Annotated in this window: 14 protein-coding genes, 3 tRNA genes and 1 pseudogene; 9 read left to right on the top strand and 9 right to left on the bottom strand. The window is 75.8% G+C overall.

From position 1 onward, the window contains the following. The first annotated feature begins 3 nt into the window (after window positions 1–3). The 5 genes from ACI78T_RS01005 to ACI78T_RS00985 all read left to right on the top strand — a co-directional run bounded on the left by ACI78T_RS01005 (window position 4) and on the right by ACI78T_RS00985 (window position 2,186). Complete coding sequence (locus ACI78T_RS01005; RefSeq protein WP_456556229.1) at window positions 4–1,494, top strand: metallophosphoesterase family protein; 1,491 nt, start codon at window positions 4–6, stop codon at window positions 1,492–1,494. 23 nt (window positions 1,495–1,517) lie between these two features. After that, a complete protein-coding gene (locus ACI78T_RS01000) occupies window positions 1,518–1,847 on the top strand; it encodes a hypothetical protein (protein WP_456556228.1) in 330 nt (109 codons plus the stop codon). 72 nt (window positions 1,848–1,919) lie between these two features. After that, window positions 1,920–1,992 (top strand) — tRNA-Glu (locus tag ACI78T_RS00995). A 23-nt stretch (window positions 1,993–2,015) separates the two neighbouring features. Then, window positions 2,016–2,089, top strand: a tRNA-Asp gene (locus ACI78T_RS00990). Window positions 2,090–2,112: 23 nt separating this feature from the next. Then, window positions 2,113–2,186: transfer RNA gene (locus ACI78T_RS00985), tRNA-Phe, on the top strand. 195 nt (window positions 2,187–2,381) lie between these two features. Here ACI78T_RS00985 and ACI78T_RS00980 read toward each other — a convergent pair. The 4 genes and pseudogenes from ACI78T_RS00980 to ACI78T_RS00965 all read right to left on the bottom strand — a co-directional run. Beyond that, a pseudogene (locus tag ACI78T_RS00980) lies at window positions 2,382–4,427 on the bottom strand (SpoIIE family protein phosphatase); the annotation flags it as partial. A 113-nt stretch (window positions 4,428–4,540) separates the two neighbouring features. Then, window positions 4,541–5,578 (bottom strand): glycosyltransferase, encoded by a 1,038-nt coding sequence (locus ACI78T_RS00975; protein WP_456556227.1) that lies wholly within the window; start codon window positions 5,576–5,578, stop codon window positions 4,541–4,543. A gap of 161 nt (window positions 5,579–5,739) precedes the next feature. After that, on the bottom strand, window positions 5,740–7,425 hold the full coding sequence (locus tag ACI78T_RS00970; protein WP_456556226.1) for an NAD(P)/FAD-dependent oxidoreductase: 1,686 nt from the start codon (window positions 7,423–7,425) through the stop codon (window positions 5,740–5,742). After that, window positions 7,418–8,236 (bottom strand): hypothetical protein, encoded by an 819-nt coding sequence (locus ACI78T_RS00965; RefSeq protein WP_456556225.1) that lies wholly within the window; start codon window positions 8,234–8,236, stop codon window positions 7,418–7,420. The genes ACI78T_RS00970 and ACI78T_RS00965 overlap by 8 nt, the downstream gene beginning before the upstream one ends. A gap of 206 nt (window positions 8,237–8,442) precedes the next feature. Between ACI78T_RS00965 and ACI78T_RS00960 the strand changes: the two genes are divergently transcribed. Further along, complete coding sequence (locus ACI78T_RS00960; RefSeq protein WP_456556224.1) at window positions 8,443–11,013, top strand: DUF4062 domain-containing protein; 2,571 nt, start codon at window positions 8,443–8,445, stop codon at window positions 11,011–11,013. Here the strand turns inward: ACI78T_RS00960 and ACI78T_RS00955 are convergent. After that, window positions 10,997–11,704: a phosphodiesterase gene (locus ACI78T_RS00955; RefSeq protein ID WP_456556223.1), complete on the bottom strand. Its 708-nt coding sequence runs from the start codon at window positions 11,702–11,704 to the stop codon at window positions 10,997–10,999. The two genes, ACI78T_RS00960 and ACI78T_RS00955, sit on opposite strands and share 17 nt — an antisense overlap. 184 nt (window positions 11,705–11,888) lie before the next feature. On the opposite strand from ACI78T_RS00955, the gene ACI78T_RS00950 reads away from it, so the two are divergent. Next, entirely contained in the window at window positions 11,889–12,098 is a 210-nt protein-coding gene (locus ACI78T_RS00950; RefSeq protein ID WP_456556222.1) for a hypothetical protein, read from the top strand. A 243-nt stretch (window positions 12,099–12,341) separates the two neighbouring features. Beyond that, entirely contained in the window at window positions 12,342–14,501 is a 2,160-nt protein-coding gene (locus ACI78T_RS00945; protein ID WP_456556221.1) for a transglycosylase domain-containing protein, read from the top strand. Here the strand turns inward: ACI78T_RS00945 and mftG are convergent. The 3 genes from mftG to ACI78T_RS00930 are packed head-to-tail and all read right to left on the bottom strand — an operon-like array spanning window position 14,498 to window position 18,169. Beyond that, window positions 14,498–15,994: a mycofactocin dehydrogenase MftG gene (gene mftG, locus ACI78T_RS00940; RefSeq protein WP_456556220.1), complete on the bottom strand. Its 1,497-nt coding sequence runs from the start codon at window positions 15,992–15,994 to the stop codon at window positions 14,498–14,500. The genes ACI78T_RS00945 and mftG overlap by 4 nt on opposite strands. After that, entirely contained in the window at window positions 15,987–17,303 is a 1,317-nt protein-coding gene (locus ACI78T_RS00935; RefSeq protein WP_456556219.1) for a class I adenylate-forming enzyme family protein, read from the bottom strand. The genes mftG and ACI78T_RS00935 overlap by 8 nt, the downstream gene beginning before the upstream one ends. Further along, on the bottom strand, window positions 17,300–18,169 hold the full coding sequence (locus tag ACI78T_RS00930) for an MBL fold metallo-hydrolase (protein ID WP_456556218.1): 870 nt from the start codon (window positions 18,167–18,169) through the stop codon (window positions 17,300–17,302). The genes ACI78T_RS00935 and ACI78T_RS00930 overlap by 4 nt, the downstream gene beginning before the upstream one ends. A gap of 59 nt (window positions 18,170–18,228) precedes the next feature. Between ACI78T_RS00930 and ACI78T_RS00925 the strand changes: the two genes are divergently transcribed. After that, complete coding sequence (locus ACI78T_RS00925; protein WP_456556217.1) at window positions 18,229–18,735, top strand: hypothetical protein; 507 nt, start codon at window positions 18,229–18,231, stop codon at window positions 18,733–18,735. A gap of 71 nt (window positions 18,736–18,806) precedes the next feature. Here ACI78T_RS00925 and ACI78T_RS00920 read toward each other — a convergent pair whose 3' ends face one another. Next, window positions 18,807–20,132 (bottom strand): M23 family metallopeptidase, encoded by a 1,326-nt coding sequence (locus ACI78T_RS00920; RefSeq protein ID WP_456556216.1) that lies wholly within the window; start codon window positions 20,130–20,132, stop codon window positions 18,807–18,809. Window positions 20,133–20,331 lie beyond the last annotated feature (199 nt).

Genomic DNA, 20,331 nt, shown 5'->3' with positions numbered 1-20,331 from the left:
GCGGTGAGCGAGCCCACCGCGCCCACCCCCTCCCCCTGGCCCGGCCGCGCCCGGGTGGCGGGGCGCTGGGCCCTGCGGGTGGCGATCGCCCTCACCGGCGCGATGGTCGCCGTGGCGCTCTTCGGCCGGATCTCCGCGCCCATCGGCCCGTTCGACGCAACGCTGGCGTTCCGGCCCGCGGGTGGCGGTGCGACCGTCGCCGTCCCTCCGCTGGGGACGATCGCGGTCGAGGTCTACAACGGCCCGCTGCGGCTGGACGTCGCCCTCCAGCGGGTGGACCAGGAACGCGCCCAGCAGCTGGCGAGCGACCCGGTGCGTCTCTCCGGCGTGGTCGACCGGGTCACCGACGACCTCCAGTCGGCCGTCGTCCGCCTGGTGTGGACGACGGCCGGGCTCGCGCTCGCGGGGGCAGCCGTCACCAGCCTGGCCATCACCCGGCGGCGCAAGGAACCCCTGATCGCCGTCGGGATCACCACGGTGCTGCTCCTGGGCACGGGCGGGTTGGGGGCCGCGACGTGGCGTCCCGAGGCGATCTCCCAGCCGACCTACACCGGCCTGATGGTCAACGCGACCAGCCTCATCGGCAGCGCCGAGGACATCGCCGCCCGCTTCGACGCCTACCGCGCCTCGCTGGAGGACATCGTCGGCAACGTCGGCACGCTCTACTCGGCCCTCTCCGCCCTGCCGGCTCCCGCCGGCGACGGCGCGACCGTGTCACTGCTGCACGTGTCCGACCTGCACCTCAACCCCGCGGGGTTCGACCTGGTCGCCCAGGTGGTCGACCAGTTCGGCGTCGACGCCGTGCTCGACACCGGGGACATCACCGACTGGGGCAGCGAGCCGGAGAACCGGCTGATCACGTCGGTGGGGACGCTGGGCGTGCCCTACGTCTACATCCGCGGCAACCACGACTCCGCGACGACGGCCGCGCTGGTCGCCGCCCAGCCGAACGCGGTCGTGCTCGACCGGTCCTCGACCACGGTCGCCGGCCTGGAGATCGCCGGCATCCCCGACCCGCGGTTCACGCCGGACAAGGGCACCGGGGACGACGACGCGGGCGACGAGGTGCTCTACGAGTCCGGCGAGGAGCTCCTCGAGTACGTGGAGACCCTGCCCGAGCCGCCGGCGGTCACGATGGTCCACGACCCGAAGCAGGGCCGGCCCCTGGACGGCGACGTCCCGCTCGTGCTGGCCGGGCACACCCACGACCGGAGGGTGGCCTCGTTCGACGAGGGCACGCTGCTGATGGTGGAGGGCTCCACGGGAGGTGCCGGGCTGCGCGCGCTCCAGGGCGAGTTCCCCGAGCCGCTCACCTGCACCGTGCTGTACCTGGATGCCGGCACCGGGGGCCTCCAGGCGTACGACGAGATCACCCTGGGCGGCCTCGGTGAGACCGAGGTGACCATCCAGCGGCGCTTCCCGCCCCAGCCCGAGGGCGAGCCCGACGAGGCGTCCCCCGACGGCCCGGCCACGCCCGCGTCCCCGTCGGACTGACCCCGCGCACCTAGGCTCGTGCCATGCCCCTCACGTCGACGGCCCCCCGGATCGCGGCACCGCTGCTGGCGGGCGCCCTGCTCCTGCCGCTGTCCGCCTGCTCCTTCACCTCCAACGGCGTCAGCTGCTCGACGAGCGGCTGCACGGTGACGCTGTCGGGTGACGGCGCCGAGGCGGACGTGCTCGGCACGACCCTCACCTTCGGGGGCGTGCAGGACGGCCGCGCCTCGCTCGGCGTGGGCGACGTCAGCGTCTCCTGCGCCGAGGGCGAGAGCGTCACCGCGGGCCCGCTCGAGCTCGAGTGCTCCAGCGTCACCGACGACTCCGTGGAGCTGCGGGCCTCCCTCGGGTGAGGCCTCCCCGGCCCCGGCGCGGAGTGCGCCGGAAGGCCATGTATTGTTTCTCCCGCCCCCGGCGAACTACGAGCCCCCATCGTCTAGTGGTCCAGGACGCCGCCCTTTCAAGGCGGTAGCACGGGTTCGAACCCCGTTGGGGGCACGCACGACAGCACGACCAAGCAAGGCCCTGTAGCGCAGTTGGTTAGCGCGCCGCCCTGTCACGGCGGAGGTCGCGGGTTCGAGTCCCGTCAGGGTCGCTCTCCGGTGGAGACACCGGGAGGGGCAGGTAGCTCAGTCGGTACGAGCGCTCGCCTGAAAAGCGAGAGGTCGGCGGTTCGACCCCGCCCCTGCCCACACAGACACCACCTCCGGAGCGCTCCGCGTCGGCGGGACCAGCCCGAGCGGCTGCGCCGTGGACACCGGCCCGCCCGCGACGAGCTCCTCGGGCTCCTCCTCGAGCGGCGATGCCCCGACGGCGGGCGGCCCCCCGAGGCGCAGGCAGATCAGGACGACGTCGTCGTGCAACGCATGACCCCCGACCAGCTCCTCGATGACCGCGTCGCACCACACCCGGGGCTCGTCCCCGGTCAGCGACCGGCTGACCGCGGCGAGCCGCTCCATCCCGGCATCGAGGTCGGAGTCGCGCCGTTCCACCAGGCCGTCGGAGTACCACAGGAGCATCGCCCCCGGGGGCACCTCCAGGGATGCCTCGCGCCGGACCCCGGCCTGGACGGCCAACGGCGTCGAGCGACCACCCATGAGGAACTCCGCCCGGTGGTCGACGACGAGCAGCGGCGGGAGGTGACCCGCGCAGGCGTAGCGCAGCTGGCACGTCGCCGGGTCGTAGTCGCCGTACCCGACGGTGGCGAACTGGGCGCCCGGGATGCGCAGGCAGGCGTCGTCCAGCCCGTGCAGGACCAGTTGCGGGCTGCTGCCCTCCCGCGCGGCGAAGACCTGCAGGACCGCGTGCAGCCGGCCCATCGCCGCCGCCGCGCGCAGGTCGTGCCCGACGATGTCGCCGACCACGAACCCCGTCCGCCCCCCGGGGAGCGCGAACGCGTCGTACCAGTCGCCGCCCACGTCGTTGTCCTTGTCGGCCGGCCGGTAGCACCCGGCGACCCGCATGCCCGGCAGCTCCTCGGGCACCGACGGGAGCAGCGCACGCTGCAACTGGTGGGCCGCCTCGCGCTCCTCCTCGTAGAGACGGGCCCGCAGCAACGCCTGCGCCATCAGCTCGGCGAGGGTGGCAGCGAGCGCCGCCACGTCCGCGTCGGCCGCCCGTTCGGCGGTGAAGCCGAACGCCAGGGCGCCCACCGTGACGTCGCCGATCCGTGCCGGGACGGCCAGGGCGCTGTGGATCCCGGCATCCCGCCGCACGGCCAGGCTGTCGGGGTACAGCGCATCCATCTCCGCCCTCGTCTGCGCCCGCACCGGGGCCCCGGCACGGAGGGCGGCGGTGATGAGGGAGCGGCTGGAGACGGACAGCTCCCCGACGGCCTGGACCTGCCCGTCGGCCTGGGTCACCCAGAGCCGCAGCCGGCTGCCGTCGGCCGAGTGGACGCCGACCGCGCCCTCGTCCGCGATGAGCCTGAGCCCACGGCGCATGACCACGAGCGCGATGGCCTCGGAGGTCGCCGCCCGCGCCAGGCCCGCGGTCACCTCCTGCAGCGCCTCCACCCTGCGCCGCGCGGCGATCTCCTGCTGTGACCGCGACCGGGCCCGTCGCTGCGCGGCGATCTCCACGGCGAGCAGCCACGCGCTGAGGATCGCGACGGCCAGGAACAGCTGGAGCGTCGCGATCTCGAGGTTCGGGGTGCCGGCCAGCGCCGCCCACGGCCCCCAGCCGGCTGCCGTCACGACGTTGGCGGTGAGCGCCATCCCCACCCCTGCCAGCGCCACCGCGGGGACCCCGTGGACGAAGGCGAACCACACGAGCAGCAGGATCGGGAGGTAGGCCAGCGGGACGGTGTCCGGCCAGAAGGCCAGGACGGTGACCAGGCAGGTCACAGCGACCACACCGGCCCGCTCCACGAGCGTGCGCGCCGCCGACCGGTGCCAGCCGGCCCGCCAGGTGAGCAGGGCGCCGCCGACGGTGAGGACGCCGAGACCGTCGCCGGCCCAGAAGGGCAGGAAGGCGTCCAGCCAGTTCCGGCCCAGGACGACGGCGTTCGTGGATGCACCCACCAGCGCGCCCACGAAGGGCCCGGCGACGACGGCGCACCCGACGAAGGCCGCCAGGTCCCGCCTGCGGCTCAGGTCCGGCGACGGCGCGAGACGCAGGAGGAGGGCCGCCCCGACGAGCGGCTCGGCGACGTTGGCGAGGACGAAGCCTGGCACCGACAGGGGCCGGAGGCCGAAGGCGAGGTCCATCGCCGTCTCGACGAGCGCGACCGTGGCCAGCAGCCAGGGCCACCGCCGGCGCGGGGAGAGCACCAGCGCCGCGAGGGTCACCCCGGCCGAGGGGAAGAGGACCGCGCCGACGTCGGACGCCTGGAAGAGAACGAAGGCGGTGAGCGAACCCAGCCCGTAGCCACCGGCGACCGCGGCCAGGACGACCGCGAGCGGCGGGTGGTGCGTGGCGGGCGGATCCCGCACGACCGCAGGTGGGCCCACCGCGACGCTCCGCTGCTCAGGCCCCCGCGCCTCTGCCACCCCTCTGGTGCGCTGCCGACCCTAGCGCCGGTTCGCCGCCCGCGGGGTTCCCGAGCTCACACCCAGCTGCGGTCGGCCGCCACCTGCGCGTAGACGTCGGCGTGCACCTGCCTGATCGCGGTCCGCTGCTCGTCCCGCCACTGGCGGTCGGCCGGCCGCGACATCGGCCGGGCCAGCGCGGCACCGACCGCGGCGGTGAGGGACACCGGGTCCAGGCGGCCCTGCTCGTGGTTGCCGAAGGCCACGACGTCCGACCACTGGCCGGCGAACCAGCCGCAGCCGGGCGCGACGACCCGCGTGCCGACGTCGCGGCAGACCTCCAGCTCGCGGGAGTGGCTCCCGCAGGCCTCGGGGAGGACGGCGACGTGCAGCTGCTGCAGCTGCGCCGGCCCGTCCTCGGCGGGGTGCACGACCAGCTCGACATCACCCGCCGCGGCCAGCTTGCGCACCGCGCTGCCGATCCAGGGCTCGTCGACCGCGTCCACCAGCACCCGCAGCCGTCCGCCGCCGGACACCGCTCCCGAGAGGGCCGCCCGCACGAGCGCGCCCGGGTCGGGGACGGCCGACGAGATCCGGCCCAGCCGCAGCCCCACGAGCCCCCGCTCCGACCCGAGCTGCGGGTCGGCGGGGGCCACCGACGGGTGCGCCACCACGATCGCCGTCCGGCCGAAGCGCTCGGCGATCTCGTCGGCAGCGCCGCGGGTCAGGGTCAGGACCACCTCCGCCGTCGACAGCACGGCCTCCAGATGCGCGTCCATCGCGGGATCTCGCGGGCAGCCGGCCCCGGTACCGACCCGGTGCACGGTGACGACCAGGGGGATGCCCAGCCGCCGCACCGTCTCCGCCCAGCACTGCACCGCCGCGGCCGCCACGTGCGCCTGCCCGGTGTGCAGGTGCAGGACGTCGACGTCCCGGGCGTGCGCGGTCAGGTAGGCGACGTCCAGCCAGGGGCTGAGCTCGCCCGACGGCCCCACCCGGACGACGTCGGGCGGGAGGACGGCGTCGACGTAGGGATCGGCGAACGGGACGGTGGCCACGCGGACGGGGCCGCCCCTGCGGGACGGCCCCCCGGTTTCCGGGGGGTCGGTCGACATCGGGCTGGTCGGCTCCTCGTGCGGTCGAGCACTGCGGCAGCACGTGCTGCGCGGTGGTGTCAGCGCCCGGCCACGATCCTTCGAGCCGGTCAGCTCGGCCCTACCCCGTCATCCACCGGCCGATACGTGAGCAACTCCATCGGGTGAGCGGGAACCCACGCTCAGCTGCGCGCGCCCGCCGTCGCCGCGCGGTGCGCGTGCACGAGCGTGATCGCCAGCGCGCCCTCCCCCACCGCCGAGGCCACCCGCTTCACCGAGCCCGACCGCACGTCCCCGGCCGCGAAGACGCCCGGCATGCTGGTCTCCAGCAGCGCCGGGGGCCGTTCCAGCGGCCACCGGGGCGACACGTCGTCCCCCAGCAGTTGCGACCCGGTGAGCAGGAACCCCCACCGGTCGCGCGCCAGGGCGCCCGCCAGCCAGCCGGTCCGCGGTTCGCTGCCGATCAGGACGAAGAGGACGCCGGGCTCGACGGTCTCCTCACCGCTGTCCAGGTCGCGGATCGTCACCGTCTCGAGGAAGTCGCCGCCGGTCCCGCCCACCACCTGCACGCGGGGCCGCACGTCGACGTTCGGGAGGGCGTCGAGCTCCCGGATGAGGTAGTCCGACATCGTCTCGACCAGCGACGCGCGCCGGATCAGCACCGTGACCCGGTCTGCGTAGCGGGACAGGTGGACGGCCGCCTGCCCGGCGGAGTTGCCGCCGCCGACCACGAACACGTGGCGGCCGCGCATCGCCGGCGCCTCGCTGACCGCGGCGCCGTAGAAGACCCCGCGCCCGGTCAGGGCCTCCAGCTCGGGCACCCCGATCCGCCGCCAGCTCGCCCCGGTCGCGACGACGACGGCCCGGGTGAGCACGGAGGCGCTGTCGCTCAGCGACAACCGCAGCAGGTCCCCCTCCGGGGCGATCGACCGGGCCGACCGCATGAAGTGGAAGGTGCTGCCGAACGCCCAGGCCTGCAGGTAGGCGCTGAAGGCCAGCCGGTTCCCGCTGATCCCGGTCGGGAAGCCGGGGTAGTTGCGGATCAGCGAGCTCGTGCCCGCCTGCCCGCCGACCGCCTCGGGCTCGAGGACGAGCGTCTTCAGCCCCTCCGACGCCGCGTACACGCTGGCGCCCAGCCCGGCCGGCCCGGACCCGGCGACCACCAGGTCGAACACGGCGTCGGTGTCCAGCGGCGTGAACAACCCGAACGCGTCGGCGATCTCCATGTCGGACGGGTCCTCGAGCACCGGCCGCTCCGGCCGGAAGCGCAGCTGGACCACCGGCAGCCGGGGGTCGTCCAGCTTCAGGCCCGCGAGCATCGCCGCGCCGTCGGGGGATCCCGCGTCGTAGAACCCGAGCGGGATCCGGTTGCGGGTGAAGGTGTCGCGCAGGTGCTGCGCCCGCTCCGACCAGCGGTCGCCGATCATGCGGACCGCCTCGAAGCCGCCGCCCTGCCGGGCCGCCCACTCCTCCAGGATCTCGGTGACCGCGCTGTGGAACTCCTCGTCGCCCACCACCTCGGGCACGTAGGACCACCGGTCGAGCTGGCCGAGCGTCAACGCCTCGAAGATGGGTCGCGCGGTGTCGAAGTCGCCCCACCGCACCACCGCGACCGCCATCGCGCCGGGGTGCTCGCGGTGCACGGAGCGCAGCACCTCCAGCCCGTCCGGGTCGGCGCCGCCCAGCCCGCCGAGGAGGGCCGCGACGGGCAGCCCCTCGGGTAGCCGGGCGACGACGTCGTCGGGCACCGAGCAGCCCACGACGGCGTAGTCGCGGCCGTAGCGGCGCTCCAGCTCGGCGCTCAGCGCGGCACGCGCGGCGTCGTCCCGGGTGAGGACGACGAGGGCCGCCTTCTGCTCCTCAGCCATGACGCCGGGTCGCCGGAGGTGCCAGCCGCCAGCCGGCGGCGCCGGTGAGCACCACCGCGGCGGCCATGCCGACGAAGATCCAGGCCGGCGCCTCGTCCCAGTCCAGCGTCTCGGGGAAGCGGGCGACGGCGACGAGCACCAGCGCGCCGAACACCGTGTACGCGATGGCCGCGGTGCGCAGCCGGCGGAGGTCGCCGGCCACCGCCGCCAGCGCCGTCGCCAGGCCGAAGGCGAGCAGCCAGGCCGCCACCACCCGCGCGGTGAACGGCGGCATGTCCCACGGCCACACCCAGGTGGCCGTCGCAGGGTCGAGGTAGATCAGGGCGCCGACGACGAGCAGGACCGCCGACTCGACCGCCAGCGCGCAGCGCAGCACGACCGGCACGGGGTGCCGAGGCGACGGGTCCTCGCCGGGCTGCCGCTCCTGGTGCACGAGGAGCACCGCCATGGCGACCGGGATGACGACGTAGACGGCCAGCCAGAACCAGGCCGCCCCCTTGGCCAGCGCGTCGAGGTCGCCGAAGTCGTCGTCGAAGTGCATCCGGTTGATGTGCAGCAGCGTCGCGACCAGGGTGAGGACGACGAACACGAAGATCGTCAGCACGGCCACCCGGCTGTGCGCCCACACGGGGTCCCGCAGCGACAGGACGACGAGGACGAAGCCGGCCGCGTACCCGGCGCCGATGAACGCCGCGGTGAGCGGCGGCTGGATGGTCCAGGCGAAGGTCTCCTCCGTGTTCTCGGCGAGCACGAACAGCGCGCCGGTCGCGAGCGCGGTGAGCACCGCGAAGGATGCGAGGAGCGTCCGCATCCCCGGGTGCACCGGACGGTGGCCTGGCGGTGCCGACGTCGTCGAAGGGGCAGGGTTCACCTGGGCCTCCCGAGCACATCGGGCCCCCGTGCACGGTTGTCGAGCGGCACGATCGAACCACCGCCGGCGCCGCCTGTCACCGCCTTTCCGGCCCCCGCGGGGATCCCTAGACTCCGCGGCACGGTCGGGCGTCGACGGGAGGCCTCGTGGCCGCAGACACCCTCGGGTCCGGCGACGCCCGCGAGCCGATCGCCACCCCCGACCGCCGGCTGCGCGTCTTCGTCTCCTCCACCCTCGAGGAGCTGGCCGCCGAGCGGGCGGCGGTCCGTGCCGCGGTGCGCCGGCTGCACCTGACCCCGGTGATGTTCGACCTCGGGGCGCGCGCCCACCCCCCGCGCGAGCTGTACCGCGCCTACCTCGAGCAGAGCGACGTCTTCGTCGGCATCTACGGGGAGCGGTACGGCTGGATCGCTCCCGACATGGGGATCTCCGGCCTGGAGGACGAGTACGAGCTGTCCGGTGGCCGCCCGCGGCTGCTCTACGTCCGCCGCCGGGCGCCGGAGCGGGAACCGCGGCTCGAGGCGCTCATCGCCCGGATCCAGGCGGAGAGCGGCGCCTCCACGACGCCGTACGACGACCCGGACGACCTCGGCGAGCGGGTGGCCGACGACCTCGCCGTCCTGATGACCGAACGGTTCGCGGCGCCCGGGCCGCCGCCGCTGCCCGGGCTGGCCGCGGGCTGGCTCCCGGTGCCGGCCACGCCGCTGGTCGACCGCCGCGACGAGCTCGCCCTGGTCACCGGCCTGCTGCGCGACCCCGCCGTCCGGCTGGTGACCGTGAGCGGGCCGGGGGGCATCGGCAAGTCGCGGCTGGCGGTCGAGGCCGCCCAGGAGCTGGCGGCCGAGCGGGACGCGGTGTGGCTGGTCGACCTGCAGTCCGTCCGGGACCCGCGCGACGTCGCCGGGACCATCGCGGCCGCGCTCGGCGTCGAGGCAGAGGGACGGCGGCCCGTGCTAGACGTCGTCGCCGACCGGCTGGCCGGCCGCCGGGTGCTGCTGCTGCTCGACAACCTCGAGCAGGTCCTCGACGCCGCGCAGGACCTCGGCGTGCTGCTGTCCCGCTGCCCGAAGACGCAGCTGCTGGCGACCAGCCGCAGCCTGCTGCGGTTGCGCGGGGAGCACGACGTCCCCCTGGGACCGCTGGCGGTCCCCGGAGCCGACGGCGGGACCAGCCCTGCGGTGCAGCTGTTCGCCGAGCGCGCCCGCCAGGCCGACCCGGGCTTCCGCCTCGAGAGCTCCGCGGACGCCGTCGCCGAGCTCGTGCGACGTCTGGACGGCCTGCCGCTGGCCATCGAACTGGTGGCCGCGCGCGTGCGCACGATGCCGCCCGCGCTGCTGCTGCGCCGCCTCGACCGGGCGCTCGACATGCGGGCGGCGGAGGTCGACGTCCCCGACCGGCAGCGCACGCTGCGCGCCACCGTGGCGTGGAGCCACGACCTCCTCGACGACGACGCCCGCGCGCTGCTCGCCCGGCTGTCGGTGTGCCCCACCGGCGCCACGATCGACACCGTCGAGGCGGTCGGCGTGGTGGACGACGACCTCGACGTCCCCGAGGTGCTCTCCGCGCTCGTCGGGCACAGCCTGGTCATGCCGTCGGACACCGGCGAGGGCGAACCCCGCTTCCGGATGCTCGAGGTCGTGCGCGCCTTCGCGGCGGAGCGGCTGCGGGAACGCGGCGAGGAGGAGGCCACTCGTGAGCGCTGGGCGCGGCACCTCGCCACGGTCAGCGCCGCCGCGGGGGCCGGGCTCGCCGGCCCCGACCGCGCGATCTGGCTGGCCCGGCTCGACGCGGAGACCACCGACCTCCAGGAGGCCGTCCGCTGGGCGGTGGCCACCGACCGGGCCGAGCTCGCGGTCGCCCTCACCGCCCCGCTCGCGCGCTGGTGGTGGGCGCGGGGGCTGCTGGTCCCGATGGCCGCCGTCGCGGAGGAGACCGCCCGGCTGCCGTCGGCCGCGGGCCTCCGCCCGGAGTCCGCCGCCCTCCTCCGGTGGGCGCGCGGGACCATGCGCATCGCGCTCGGCCGGCTGGACGACGCGGCGCCGCTGCTGCAGGAGGTCGTCGAGGACGCCCGCGAGCGCGGAGACCCGTGGCTGCTCGGTCTCGGGCTGGTCGGGGTGGCGATGACGCGCACCGCCGAGGACCCGGCGCTGCCCGGGCTCTACGAGGAGGCGGTCGCGGCGCTGCGCCGCAGCGGTGACACCTGGTCGGTGGCCTTCGCCCTCGTCCCGCACGGCGACGTCGCCCTGTTGGCCGGGGACGTGCCGGCCGCCGTCCGCGCGCACGAGGAGGCCCTCGGGCTGGCCCGCGAGCTGGGCGACGACCACCTGACCGCGACCCTGCTCGACCAGCTGGGCCTCGACGCGCTGATGTCCGGCGACGTCGACGGCGCCCGGTCCCGCCTCGCCGAGGCGGCTGCCCTGCACCGCGCGGGCCAGGACCGCGAGGGGCTGGCCTACGCCCTCGACGGCCTGGCCGCCCTCGCCCTGCTCACCGGCGACGCCCGCGCCGCCGCGCGGCTCTGCGGCGCGGCGGACGCGGTCCGGACGGAGCTGGGGGTCGCGGTCTGGCCGATGCTGCGGCCGCTGGTCACCCAGCTCGGCGACGGGATCCGCGGCGCGCTCGGCGAGGCGGCCGACCGGGCGGCCCGCGCCGACGGGGCGGCGGCCGATCCCTGGGCCCTGCTGGACGACGCCCTCGCCGTCACGCCGACCGCCTAGCGCTCCGCTCCGCCCGCGCGCGGGCGTACGCCGGCGCACGGAACCGGGCCATGGGGCCGTCGGGTGTGAGGCCCGGCGGCGGGTTCTGCACCGCGTCGAAGCGGATGTCGGGATCGAGCACGGGCAGCGGACGGGTGAGGCAGAGCCGGGCGAAGGGCCGCCACGGGCCGAGGCCCGTGGCCACGGCGAGGGTGAACCGGAGACCGTCCCGGGAGACGGCCCCGGCGAGGGGGTGCGGGTCCGACGGCACGTCGTCGGCCTCCGGGAACGCGGCCAGCCGCAACGACCCGGCGGCCGAGCGGTAGCCCATGATCGAGGAGTAGACGGCGGCGGTGTCGCTGCGCGGCACCGGGACCAGCCGGCTCAGCGGGCCCCGTCCCGTCGTCGTGAGCAGCAGGTCCACCGGCGTCCCGTCGCCCGGCAGCCGGACGGCCAGCCCGAGCAGGTCCGGGAGCGGAGCGGGCAGCCCGGCCCCCCGGGACAACCGCACCACGACCCGGTCGCTGGCGCGGGCGTCCAGCCAGGGGACACCCAGGTCGCCGCCCCGCCGGTCCAGGACGGCGTCGAACACGGCGCCGCGCGGGTGCATCGGCTTGCCGTCCCGCCACCGGGCGATGGCCCCGAGGGGCACCGCCACCAGCCGCCCGGCACCGCCGGTCACCGCTCCCGCCACCCGTCGCACCGCTCGCACCGCGCCGTCCTACCCACGCGGAGCGCACCGGCACACCGACCACCCGTGCTGTGGGGATGTGCCCGGGTGGACCGGGTGCTTGCCGCGTCAAGCGGCGAAGTGTGTCAACCTTCCGGCGATCTTCGGTGAGATCTTCCCGAGTCGACGGCCTGACACGGATCGGTCCCGCGCATATTTTCTGTGCATGCTCTCCACGCTCCTGGTCATCGGCGGTGTCCTCGTCGGACTCCTCGTCCTCCTCGCCCTGATCGTGAGCCTGAGCGCCCGGCCGCAGACCCGTACCGCGGGCTCGCCCGCGCCGGCCCGGACGTGGGTCGCCGATGCGGGCCGCCCCCACCCGGACGCGTGGTCGCCGCTGTCGACCACCACCAGCGAGCTGCCCGCGGTCCGCTGACCCCCTGAGCTCCGGCGTCCCGGCGGCTGCGGTCGCGCGTCGCCGGGACGGCCCGGCTCCCTCCGGGCGCGTCACGCAGCGTCCGGTGATCGACTCCCTGCGTCACCCGGCGGTCCGCCGTGGAGCACGCGCCGCCCGACACGCCGTCCCGTTCGGTCTCGATGCGGCATACGGCCTGTTCCGGACCGCTTCCGGGGTTCACCATGTCGGCACGTTGCAGGCACGGCGTCGGCGAGGTGGTCCATGGCCGGGCGGGACCGTCCGCGGCTGCACGCGGCCCGGCTGCTCCTGCTCGTCGCGGTCCCGGTCGCCGGCGCGCTCCTGGCGGCCCTCCTGCTGCCGTGGATCCTCGGGCCGGGGCTGATCGTGCGGTCCAACGGCAACCTGCTCGACCCGTTGCCGGTCGAGCTGGGTGACGCCACCCCGGCCGGCAACTCCGTCGTCCTCGCCGCCGACGGATCGCTGATCACCTACTTCTACCGGCACAACCGCACGCCCGTGCCGCCCGAGGCGATCAGCGACGTGATGAAGCAGGCCCTGGTCGACATCGAGGACTCGCGCTTCTACCAGCACCGCGGCCTCGACGTGGAGGGCACCGCCCGGGCGCTGATGCGCAACCTCATGGCCGGCAGCGTGATGGAGGGCGGCTCGACGATCACCCAGCAGCTGGTCAAGCAGACCCTGCTGCAGACCGCGACCACCCCCGAGGAGCGCGCGGCGGCGACCGAGGAGAGCGTCGGCCGCAAGCTGCGCGAGGCCCGGCTGGCCCTCGCGCTGGAGCGCCAGTACTCCAAGGAGGAGATCCTCACCCGGTACCTGAACATCGTGTACTTCGGCCGGGGCGCCTACGGCGTCCAGGCCGCCGCCCAGCGGTACTTCGCCGTGAATGCCGTCGACCTCACGCTGCCGCAGGCGGCCATGCTGGCCGGGCTGGTGCAGACACCGACCAACGACGACCCGGTGGCGAACCCGGACGGCGCCCGGGTCCGGCGGGACCAGGTGCTGCAGCGGATGCACTCCCTCGGCCACATCACCGACGAGGAGCTCGACGCCAACCTCGGCCAGCCCGTGGTGGTCAACCCGACCGAGCAGCCGCCGAACGGTTGCGTCGACGCGCTGGTCGGCGCGTTCTTCTGCGACTTCCTGCAGCGGCACCTGACCGGCACGCTCGGCATCACGCAGGAGCAGCTCGAGACCGGCGGGCTCACGATCCGGACGACGCTGCGGCCGGACCTGCAGGTGTCGGGGGACCGCTCGGTGACCGCCGACCTGGCCCTCGACGACCCCCTGGCCGCGATGTTCACGGCGGTGGAGCCGGGCACCGGCAAGGTCCTGGCGATGAGCGTCAACCGGCGCTTCGGCTACGACGCGAACGACCCCACGCAGGAGTCGGTCAACCTCAACCTCGTCGCGAGCCAGGGCGCGGGGTCCACCTACAAGGTCTTCGTGGCCGCCGCCGCCCTCGAGCGCGGGATCCCGCCGTGGCACACGATCACGACCGGCGATCCCTACGTCTCGCGCGTCTACAAGAACGGGCGGGCGCCCTACGTCGTCCAGAACGCCGGCCGCTACCCCGGGACCCTGTCCATGACGGAGGCCCTCGTCCGCTCCTCGAACACCTACTTCGTGGCGCTGGAGGACGAGCTCGGCAGCGTGGAGGGACCGGTCCGCACGGCCCAGCGGATGGGCCTGTTCTCCCTCGACCCGGTGGCCGACCAGGTGGTGTCGGAGAACCGCGGCTCCTTCACGCTCGGGGCCGAGGCGACCAGCCCGCTGGCACTGGCCAGCGCCTACTCCACGCTCGCGGCGTCCGGGACGCAGTGCGCCCCCACGCCGGTCACCGAGATCCTCGACCGGGACGGCGCCCCCCTGGCCGGACCGGACGGCGCACCGCTGAACACCGCCCCGGCCTGCACCCCGGAGGCGGTGCGCCCCGACGTCGCCACCACGCTGAACCAGATCCTGGTCGGCGACACCGCTCTGCCGATCGGCACCGGGACTCGCGCCGCGATCCCCGGTCACCAGATCGCCGGCAAGACCGGCACCAGCCAGAACCGGTACTCGGTGGCCTTCGTCGGCTACACGCCGCAGTATGCGGCGAGCGTCATGCTGCTCAACCCGAAGCAGAACGAGGACCTGGGGGGCTACGGCGGCCGGCTGGCCGCTCCGATCTGGCGCGACGCCATGTTCCCGATCCTGTCCGCGCAGGCGCCGGTCCCCTTCCCGCCGGCGGGGATCCCGCTGAACGACCCCAACCCGCCGCCGCCACCGCGGCCGGCCCCGGCGCCTGCACCCCCGGACGGCGGGCCGCCGCCCGAGGCGCCGCCGCCGGACGTCCCCCAGATCCCTCCCGACCAGCTGCCCGCCGACCAGTTCCCGCCCGGTTTCCCGTTCGACGACTAACGGGCGGTCATCAGCTCGGCGGCCCGTTCCCCGATCATCACGGCGGTGGCGGCGGTCCCGCGCGAGACCGGCCGGGGGACCACCGACGTGTCGACGACGCGCAGACCGGCTACGCCCCGCACGCGCAGCTCCTGGTCCACGACCGCGCCCTCGTCGTCCGGCGGCCCCATCCGGGCGGTCCCGGCCAGGTGCACGGCGGTGGTCAGGCGGTCCCGCACCCAGGCGTCCAGCTCGTCGTCGGCGCCGGGCACCTCGACGCCCTCGACCAGGCCCGCCAGCGCCCGGGTGCGCAGCAGCTCGACCGCCAGGCGGACCCCCTCGCGCAGCCGCGCCCGGTCTGGCTCCTCCCCCAGGTACCGGTACTCGATCCGCGGCGGCCGCTCCGGGTCGGCGCTCCGGAGGGAGAGCAGACCGCGGGACTCCTCCCGCTGCAGCCCGACGCCGACGAGCAGCTCGTCGCCCGTCGGCGCGCCGGTGATCCGGCTGAACGGCACGAGCCAGGGCAGCACCTCGAGATCCCCCGGCGGGGCCGATTCCTCCGCCGTGGCGTGCAGGACCCCGTGCAGCGGCAGCCCGCCGGGTGGGGGCGGCAGCGGTCGCGCCGGGAGGAAGGGCACGTAGACCTGCGGGTGGTCGGTGAGCCCCGCGCCCACGCCGGGCAGGTCGGCCACGACCGGGATCCCGAGCGTGCGCAGGGCGTCGGCCGGACCGATGCCGGAGTGCAGCAGCAGCTGGGCCGACCCGACGGCTCCGGCCGACAGCACCACCTCGGCGGCGCGGACCACGCCGTGCGCCGTCTCCACGCCCACGGCCCGGCCGTCCTCGACCACCACGCGGCGCACCCGGACTCCGCCGCGCACGGTCAGCTCCGGCGACCCGCGGCGGGGCGACAGGTAGGCGGTCGCCGTGCTCACCCGCCGCCCACCGGACACCGCCAGGGGCACCGGTCCGTAGCCGGGCGGCTGGTCGCCGTTCTTGTCCGGCTCGGCGGGGTGGCCGAGTTCCTCGGCCGCCACGGCGAACGCGTCGGCGAGCGGATGCCCGTCCCGCGGCCGGGCGACGGCGACGGGGCCGTCGGCGCCGTGGCCGGGACGGTCGCCGTAGTCGGCATCGGCCTCCAGCCGGCGGAAGGCCGGCAGCACCGCGTCGTAGGACCACAGGTGGTTGCCGGCCGCGGCCCAGCCGTCGAGGTCCGCCCGGGTGCCGCGGATGAACGACCCCGCGTAGAGGGCGCTGGAGCCGCCGACCACCCGCCCGCGCGGCACCCGCACGATCCGGCCCGGGGTCAGCTCGGCCTCGAGGTCCCAGTTCGCCGGGTGGCCGGGGACCGAGGCCCGCATGGAGGTGGGGTCGAGGAGTTCGGCCGGGACCTGCCGGTGGTCGACCCCGGCCTCGAGCAGCAGGACGCGGCGACCGGCGTCGGCCAGGCGGGCCGCCAGCGCGCAGCCCGCCGTCCCGGCCCCCACGACGACGACGTCGTGCTCCTCAGGCATCGGGCAGCCCGAGCACCCCCGGCAGGTCGAGCCGGCGCACCTTGCCGGTGGAGGTGCGCGGCAGCTCGTCGACCGGGTGCAGTTGCTTGGGCCGCTTGGCCGGGGCCAGCCGCTCGCGCGCCCAGGCGGCCAGGGCCGCCGGGTCGGCGGCCCCCACGTAGGCCGCGACCACGCGCCGGCCCCACTCCGGGTCGGGGACGCCGAAGACCGCGCTCTCGACGACGTCGGGGTGGGCGTCCAGCACCGCCTCGACCTCGGCGGGGTAGACGTTGACGCCGCCGGAGATCACCAGGTCCTCGCGGCGCCCGTCCAGCCAGACCAGGCCGTCGTCGTCCACCCGGCCGAGGTCGCCGACCGTCACCCGGTCGCCGCGCCAGGCCGCCGCCGTCTTCTCCGGCGCGCGCCAGTACTCGAACCGCGCCCACGGGGGGACGGCGCACCACAGCTGGCCGCGGTCGTCGGTCTCCAGCCGCCGGCCGGGGCGGGCCCTGCCGACGCTGCCCGGGTGGGCGAGCCAGTCCTCGGGCGAGCAGACCGTGAACTGGGCCTCGGTCGACCCGTAGAACTCCCACACGCTGCCCTCGGGGAGCGCGGCCAGGACGGCGCGCTTGAGCGGTTCGGGGCACGGGGCGCCCGCGTGCACCAGGCGGCGGAACGAGGACCAGTCCACGTCGTCCCGGCCGACGAGCCGCTGCAGGTGGGTGGGCACGCAGAACGTCGTCGTCGGCCGCAGGGCGCTGATGGCCGCGGTCGCCCGGGCGGCGTCGAAGGGGCCGGGCAGCAGCACCTCGCCACCGGCCAGCAGGGTGTGGACGGCGAAGCGGAGCGGGGCGCTGTGGTGCAGCGGCGAGAGCACCAGGTGCCGGTCGGCCGGTCCGAAGCCCCACAGCTCGATCTCCTCGGCGGCCAGCGCCCGGGCGTCGTCCTCGGCCAGGACGCCCGACCACACGCCCTTGCGCCGTCCCGTCGTCCCGGACGTGTAGTGCATGGGCCGGGCCAGCGGCACCTCGGCGAGGTCGGCCTCCTCCGTCCCGGTCAGGAGCCGGTCCGGCTCGGACCCGACGTCCAGCGCCGGATCGGCGTCCTCCGCGAGGGCGGCCCGCTCGTCCGCGGGCAGCGCCGGATCGAGGACGACCGGCACGATCCCGGTGCGCAGGGCACCCGCGACGACGGCGAGCAGCGCCGGGGAGGCCGCCGCGGAGACCAGCAGCCGGTCCCCCGCCCGCAGCCCGGCGGCGGCCAGGGCGGCGGCCGCCCGGCGCTGGTCCCGCTCGCTCGCGCTGCTGGTGACGACCGGGACCTCGGTCATGCCGGGCGCACCGTGTCCCCCGGCCCCTGCTCGACGCGTCCCTCGGCGTGCAGCTTCGCCAGCGTGGCCCGGGTCGACTGCGCGGCGGCCGGCCACAGCTGCCGCGGCACCTCCGCGTAGACGGCGGCGACCAGCTCGTCCACCGTCCCCGCCCCCGCGGCGAGCGCCGCCAGCAGCTGCTGCTCGCGGTAGGCGCGGTGGGCCAGGTAGTAGTCGAGGACCGCGCCGGGATCCTCCGTGAGCTCGGGGCCGTGGCCGCAGTAGAGCGCGCTCGGGCCCAGGTCGTGGACCCGCCGCAGCGACTCGAGGTAGGCGACGACGTCGCCCTCCGGGTGGGTGACCACGGACGTGCCGCGGCCGAGGACGTGGTCACCGACCAGCACCGCCCCCGACTCCAGCCGGAACGCGAGGTGGTCGCTCGTGTGCCCGGGCGTGGCGACGACGTCGATGCTGGTGCCCGCCAGCCCGAGCCGCTCGCCGTGCTCGAGCACCCGGCCGCGGGGACCGGCGACGGCCGGCGTGGCCGCGGCGACCGGGGCGCCGAAGCGCTCGCCCCACGGCAGGGCCGCCTCCGCGTGGTCGCCGTGGTGGTGGGTGACCAGGACGGCGACGCAGCGGGCACCCCGGGCCCCGAGCGCCGCTTCCACGGCGGCGAGGTGCGCGGCGTCGTCCGGCCCCGGGTCGACCAGCACCGCCTGGCCGCTGCCCGGTCCGCCCACGACGTAGGTGTTGGTCCCGTCGAGCGTCATGCCGGACGGATTCGGCGCGAGGACGCGGGTGACCAGGGGCTCCAGCTCCGCCGTCCGCGGCATGCCGCCCGGTACGGGTAGGGCCCACGAGGTGCGCGGGTCAGCCGGGGCGTCCACGCGGGGCACGCTAGCCGTGCGGCTGCGCGGCCGCGCACCCGGCGGTTAGCCTCGCGCCCATGCGTCGAACCCTTCCCGGCCTCTCCCTGGCTGCCGCCGTCGTGCTGCTCACCGCGTGCGGCGGCTCCGACGACGACACCGCGTCGTCGGAGTCCAGCGCGAGCAGCTCCAGCGCCGCCGAGACCACCGCCGAGCAGACCGACTCCGAGTTCTGCTCCGAGGCGGCCGCGGCCTTCGAGCAGGTCGAGCCCGCGCTCTCCGGCACGGAGAACGACCCCGCCGCGCTGGCGTCCGCGCTGCAGACGGCCGCCGACAACGTCCGCGGGGTCGAGCCCCCGAGCGAGATCAGCAGCGACTGGGCGGCCCTGGCCGACGGCATCGACCAGCTCGCCCAGGCCTTTGCCGAGGTCGACGTCACCGACCCGAACGCCCAGGCGACGCTGGAGCAGCGCACCAGCGAGGTCATCGGCTCGTTGACGTCGTCGGCCACCAACGTCCAGACCTACCTGTCCGAGGAGTGCGACCTCGACGTCGACTCGACCGAGACGGCCGCCCCCAGCAGCTGAGCCCTGCGGACGATCGGCTGCGGCCCGCCACTCATCCCCGATGTGGCGGGCCGCAGCTGTCCGTGGGGGGCTCAGCCCCCGCAGCCCCCGATGTAGACGCCGCGGTTGTTGAGCCACGGCACGGGGTTCATCTGGTTGCTGTAGAGCTGGCCGCCCGAGTGCACCTCGAAGTGCAGGTGCGGCCCGGTCGACTCCCCGCGGTTGCCGACCTCGGCGATCTGCTCGCCGGCCGACACCCGCTCGCCGGCCGAGACGAAGTACCGGTTCACGTGCCCGTAGACGGTGACGTAGCCGTCGTCGCCGAGGATGTAGACCGCCTGGCCGAAGCCGGTGGCCGCGCCGGCGCGCTTCACCACCCCGGATGTCGTGCTGTAGATCGGGGTGCCGATCGGAGCGGCGATGTCGACGCCGTAGTGGGTGACCCCCCACCGAGCGCCGTAGCAGCTGCTCACCCGGCCGTAGGTCGGCGCGACGTAGCTGCCGCCGCCACCACCGCCGCCGCCTCCCCCACCGCCGCCACCGCCGGAGGACCCACCGCCCGACGATCCCCCACCGCTGTTCTGCGCCGCCGCCGCCGCTGCCGCCGCTGCGGCCCGGGCGGCTGCTTCCTGGGCGGCACGGGCCGCCGCGGCCTCCTCGGCCTGCTTCTGGGCGACCCACTGCTGGTAGGCGTCGCGCGCGCCCTGCAGCTCGAGGAGGTGGATCTGCGCGGCCTGGAGCTGCGCCTCGTAGCCCGCCTTCTGCGTCGCGACCTGCTCGTAGGCGCCCTGCTGGGCGGCGAGCTGGCTGTCGGCCTGCTCCTTCGCCGCCTGCGCGGTTTCTTCGGCGGCAGCCATCTCGTCGCGCGCCGCGCGGGCGGCGGACTCCGCGTTGGCCTGCGACACCTTCGCCACCTCGAGCTCGCCGAGGACGTCGAGCTGGTTGTCGGCGACGTAGGAGAGGATCGCGGCCCGCTGGATCAGCTCGCCGGGCCCGGCCGAGTCCAGGAGGGCGGCGGTGGTGCTCAGCTGCGACCCCTTCATGTAGCTGTCGCGGGAGAACAGCGCGATGCGTGCCTCCGACGCGGCGACGGCGTCGGCGGCGGCCTGCAGGTCGGCGGCCGCGGCGTCCGCCTGCTCCTGCGCCTGCATCAGCGCTTCCTCGGCGGCCAGGTAGGCGGTGCCGGCGGCCTCGGCGAGCACGCCGACGCGCTCGAGCTCTGCCTCGGCGCTGGCGAGGAGGGCGGCGATCCGGCCGACCTCGGCCGCGGCGGCGTCCTGCTGCGCGCGGGCGTCGCCGAGCTGGCTGTCGGTCGGGTTGGGCGGCGGGGCGGGGACCGCGGCGGCGGGCCCGGCGGAACCGAGCAGCAGCGCGCTGGTCACGGCGCCGGTGAGGGCGGCGACGAGGACGGCGCGCACGGGGCGGGGCCTGCGGCCCACGACCGGCCGGCGGGAGCCCCGGCGTGCGGGGACCGTCGGTGTCGCCGGTCCGGACGGACGGCGCTGGGACATGACTCGCTCCCTGGGGAAGAGGGTGGGCGTCTGGAGCCCAGCGAGAGTCGCAGCCTCACCATGAGTCACAAAGGCAACACGCGGAACAGTTGACGCACCGCAACAA

It is taken from the genome of Blastococcus sp. SYSU D00922 (assembly GCF_054050495.1).
Note: the sequence above shows the minus strand (reverse complement) of the source record. Positions and strands in the feature narration are given on the sequence as shown.

Bases quoted from the DNA above. Each gene is read 5' to 3' on its own strand.
- ACI78T_RS01000 (WP_456556228.1), top strand. From the start codon at position 1,518: ATGCCCCTCACGTCGACGGCCCCCCGGATCGCGGCACCGCTGCTGGCG.
- ACI78T_RS00975 (WP_456556227.1), bottom strand. From the start codon at position 5,578: ATGTCGACCGACCCCCCGGAAACCGGGGGGCCGTCCCGCAGGGGCGGC.
- ACI78T_RS00970 (WP_456556226.1), bottom strand. From the start codon at position 7,425: ATGGCTGAGGAGCAGAAGGCGGCCCTCGTCGTCCTCACCCGGGACGAC.
- ACI78T_RS00965 (WP_456556225.1), bottom strand. From the start codon at position 8,236: ATGCGGACGCTCCTCGCATCCTTCGCGGTGCTCACCGCGCTCGCGACC.
- ACI78T_RS00950 (WP_456556222.1), top strand. From the start codon at position 11,889: ATGCTCTCCACGCTCCTGGTCATCGGCGGTGTCCTCGTCGGACTCCTC.
- ACI78T_RS00945 (WP_456556221.1), top strand. From the start codon at position 12,342: ATGGCCGGGCGGGACCGTCCGCGGCTGCACGCGGCCCGGCTGCTCCTG.
- mftG (WP_456556220.1), bottom strand. From the start codon at position 15,994: ATGCCTGAGGAGCACGACGTCGTCGTCGTGGGGGCCGGGACGGCGGGC.
- ACI78T_RS00935 (WP_456556219.1), bottom strand. From the start codon at position 17,303: ATGACCGAGGTCCCGGTCGTCACCAGCAGCGCGAGCGAGCGGGACCAG.
- ACI78T_RS00925 (WP_456556217.1), top strand. From the start codon at position 18,229: ATGCGTCGAACCCTTCCCGGCCTCTCCCTGGCTGCCGCCGTCGTGCTG.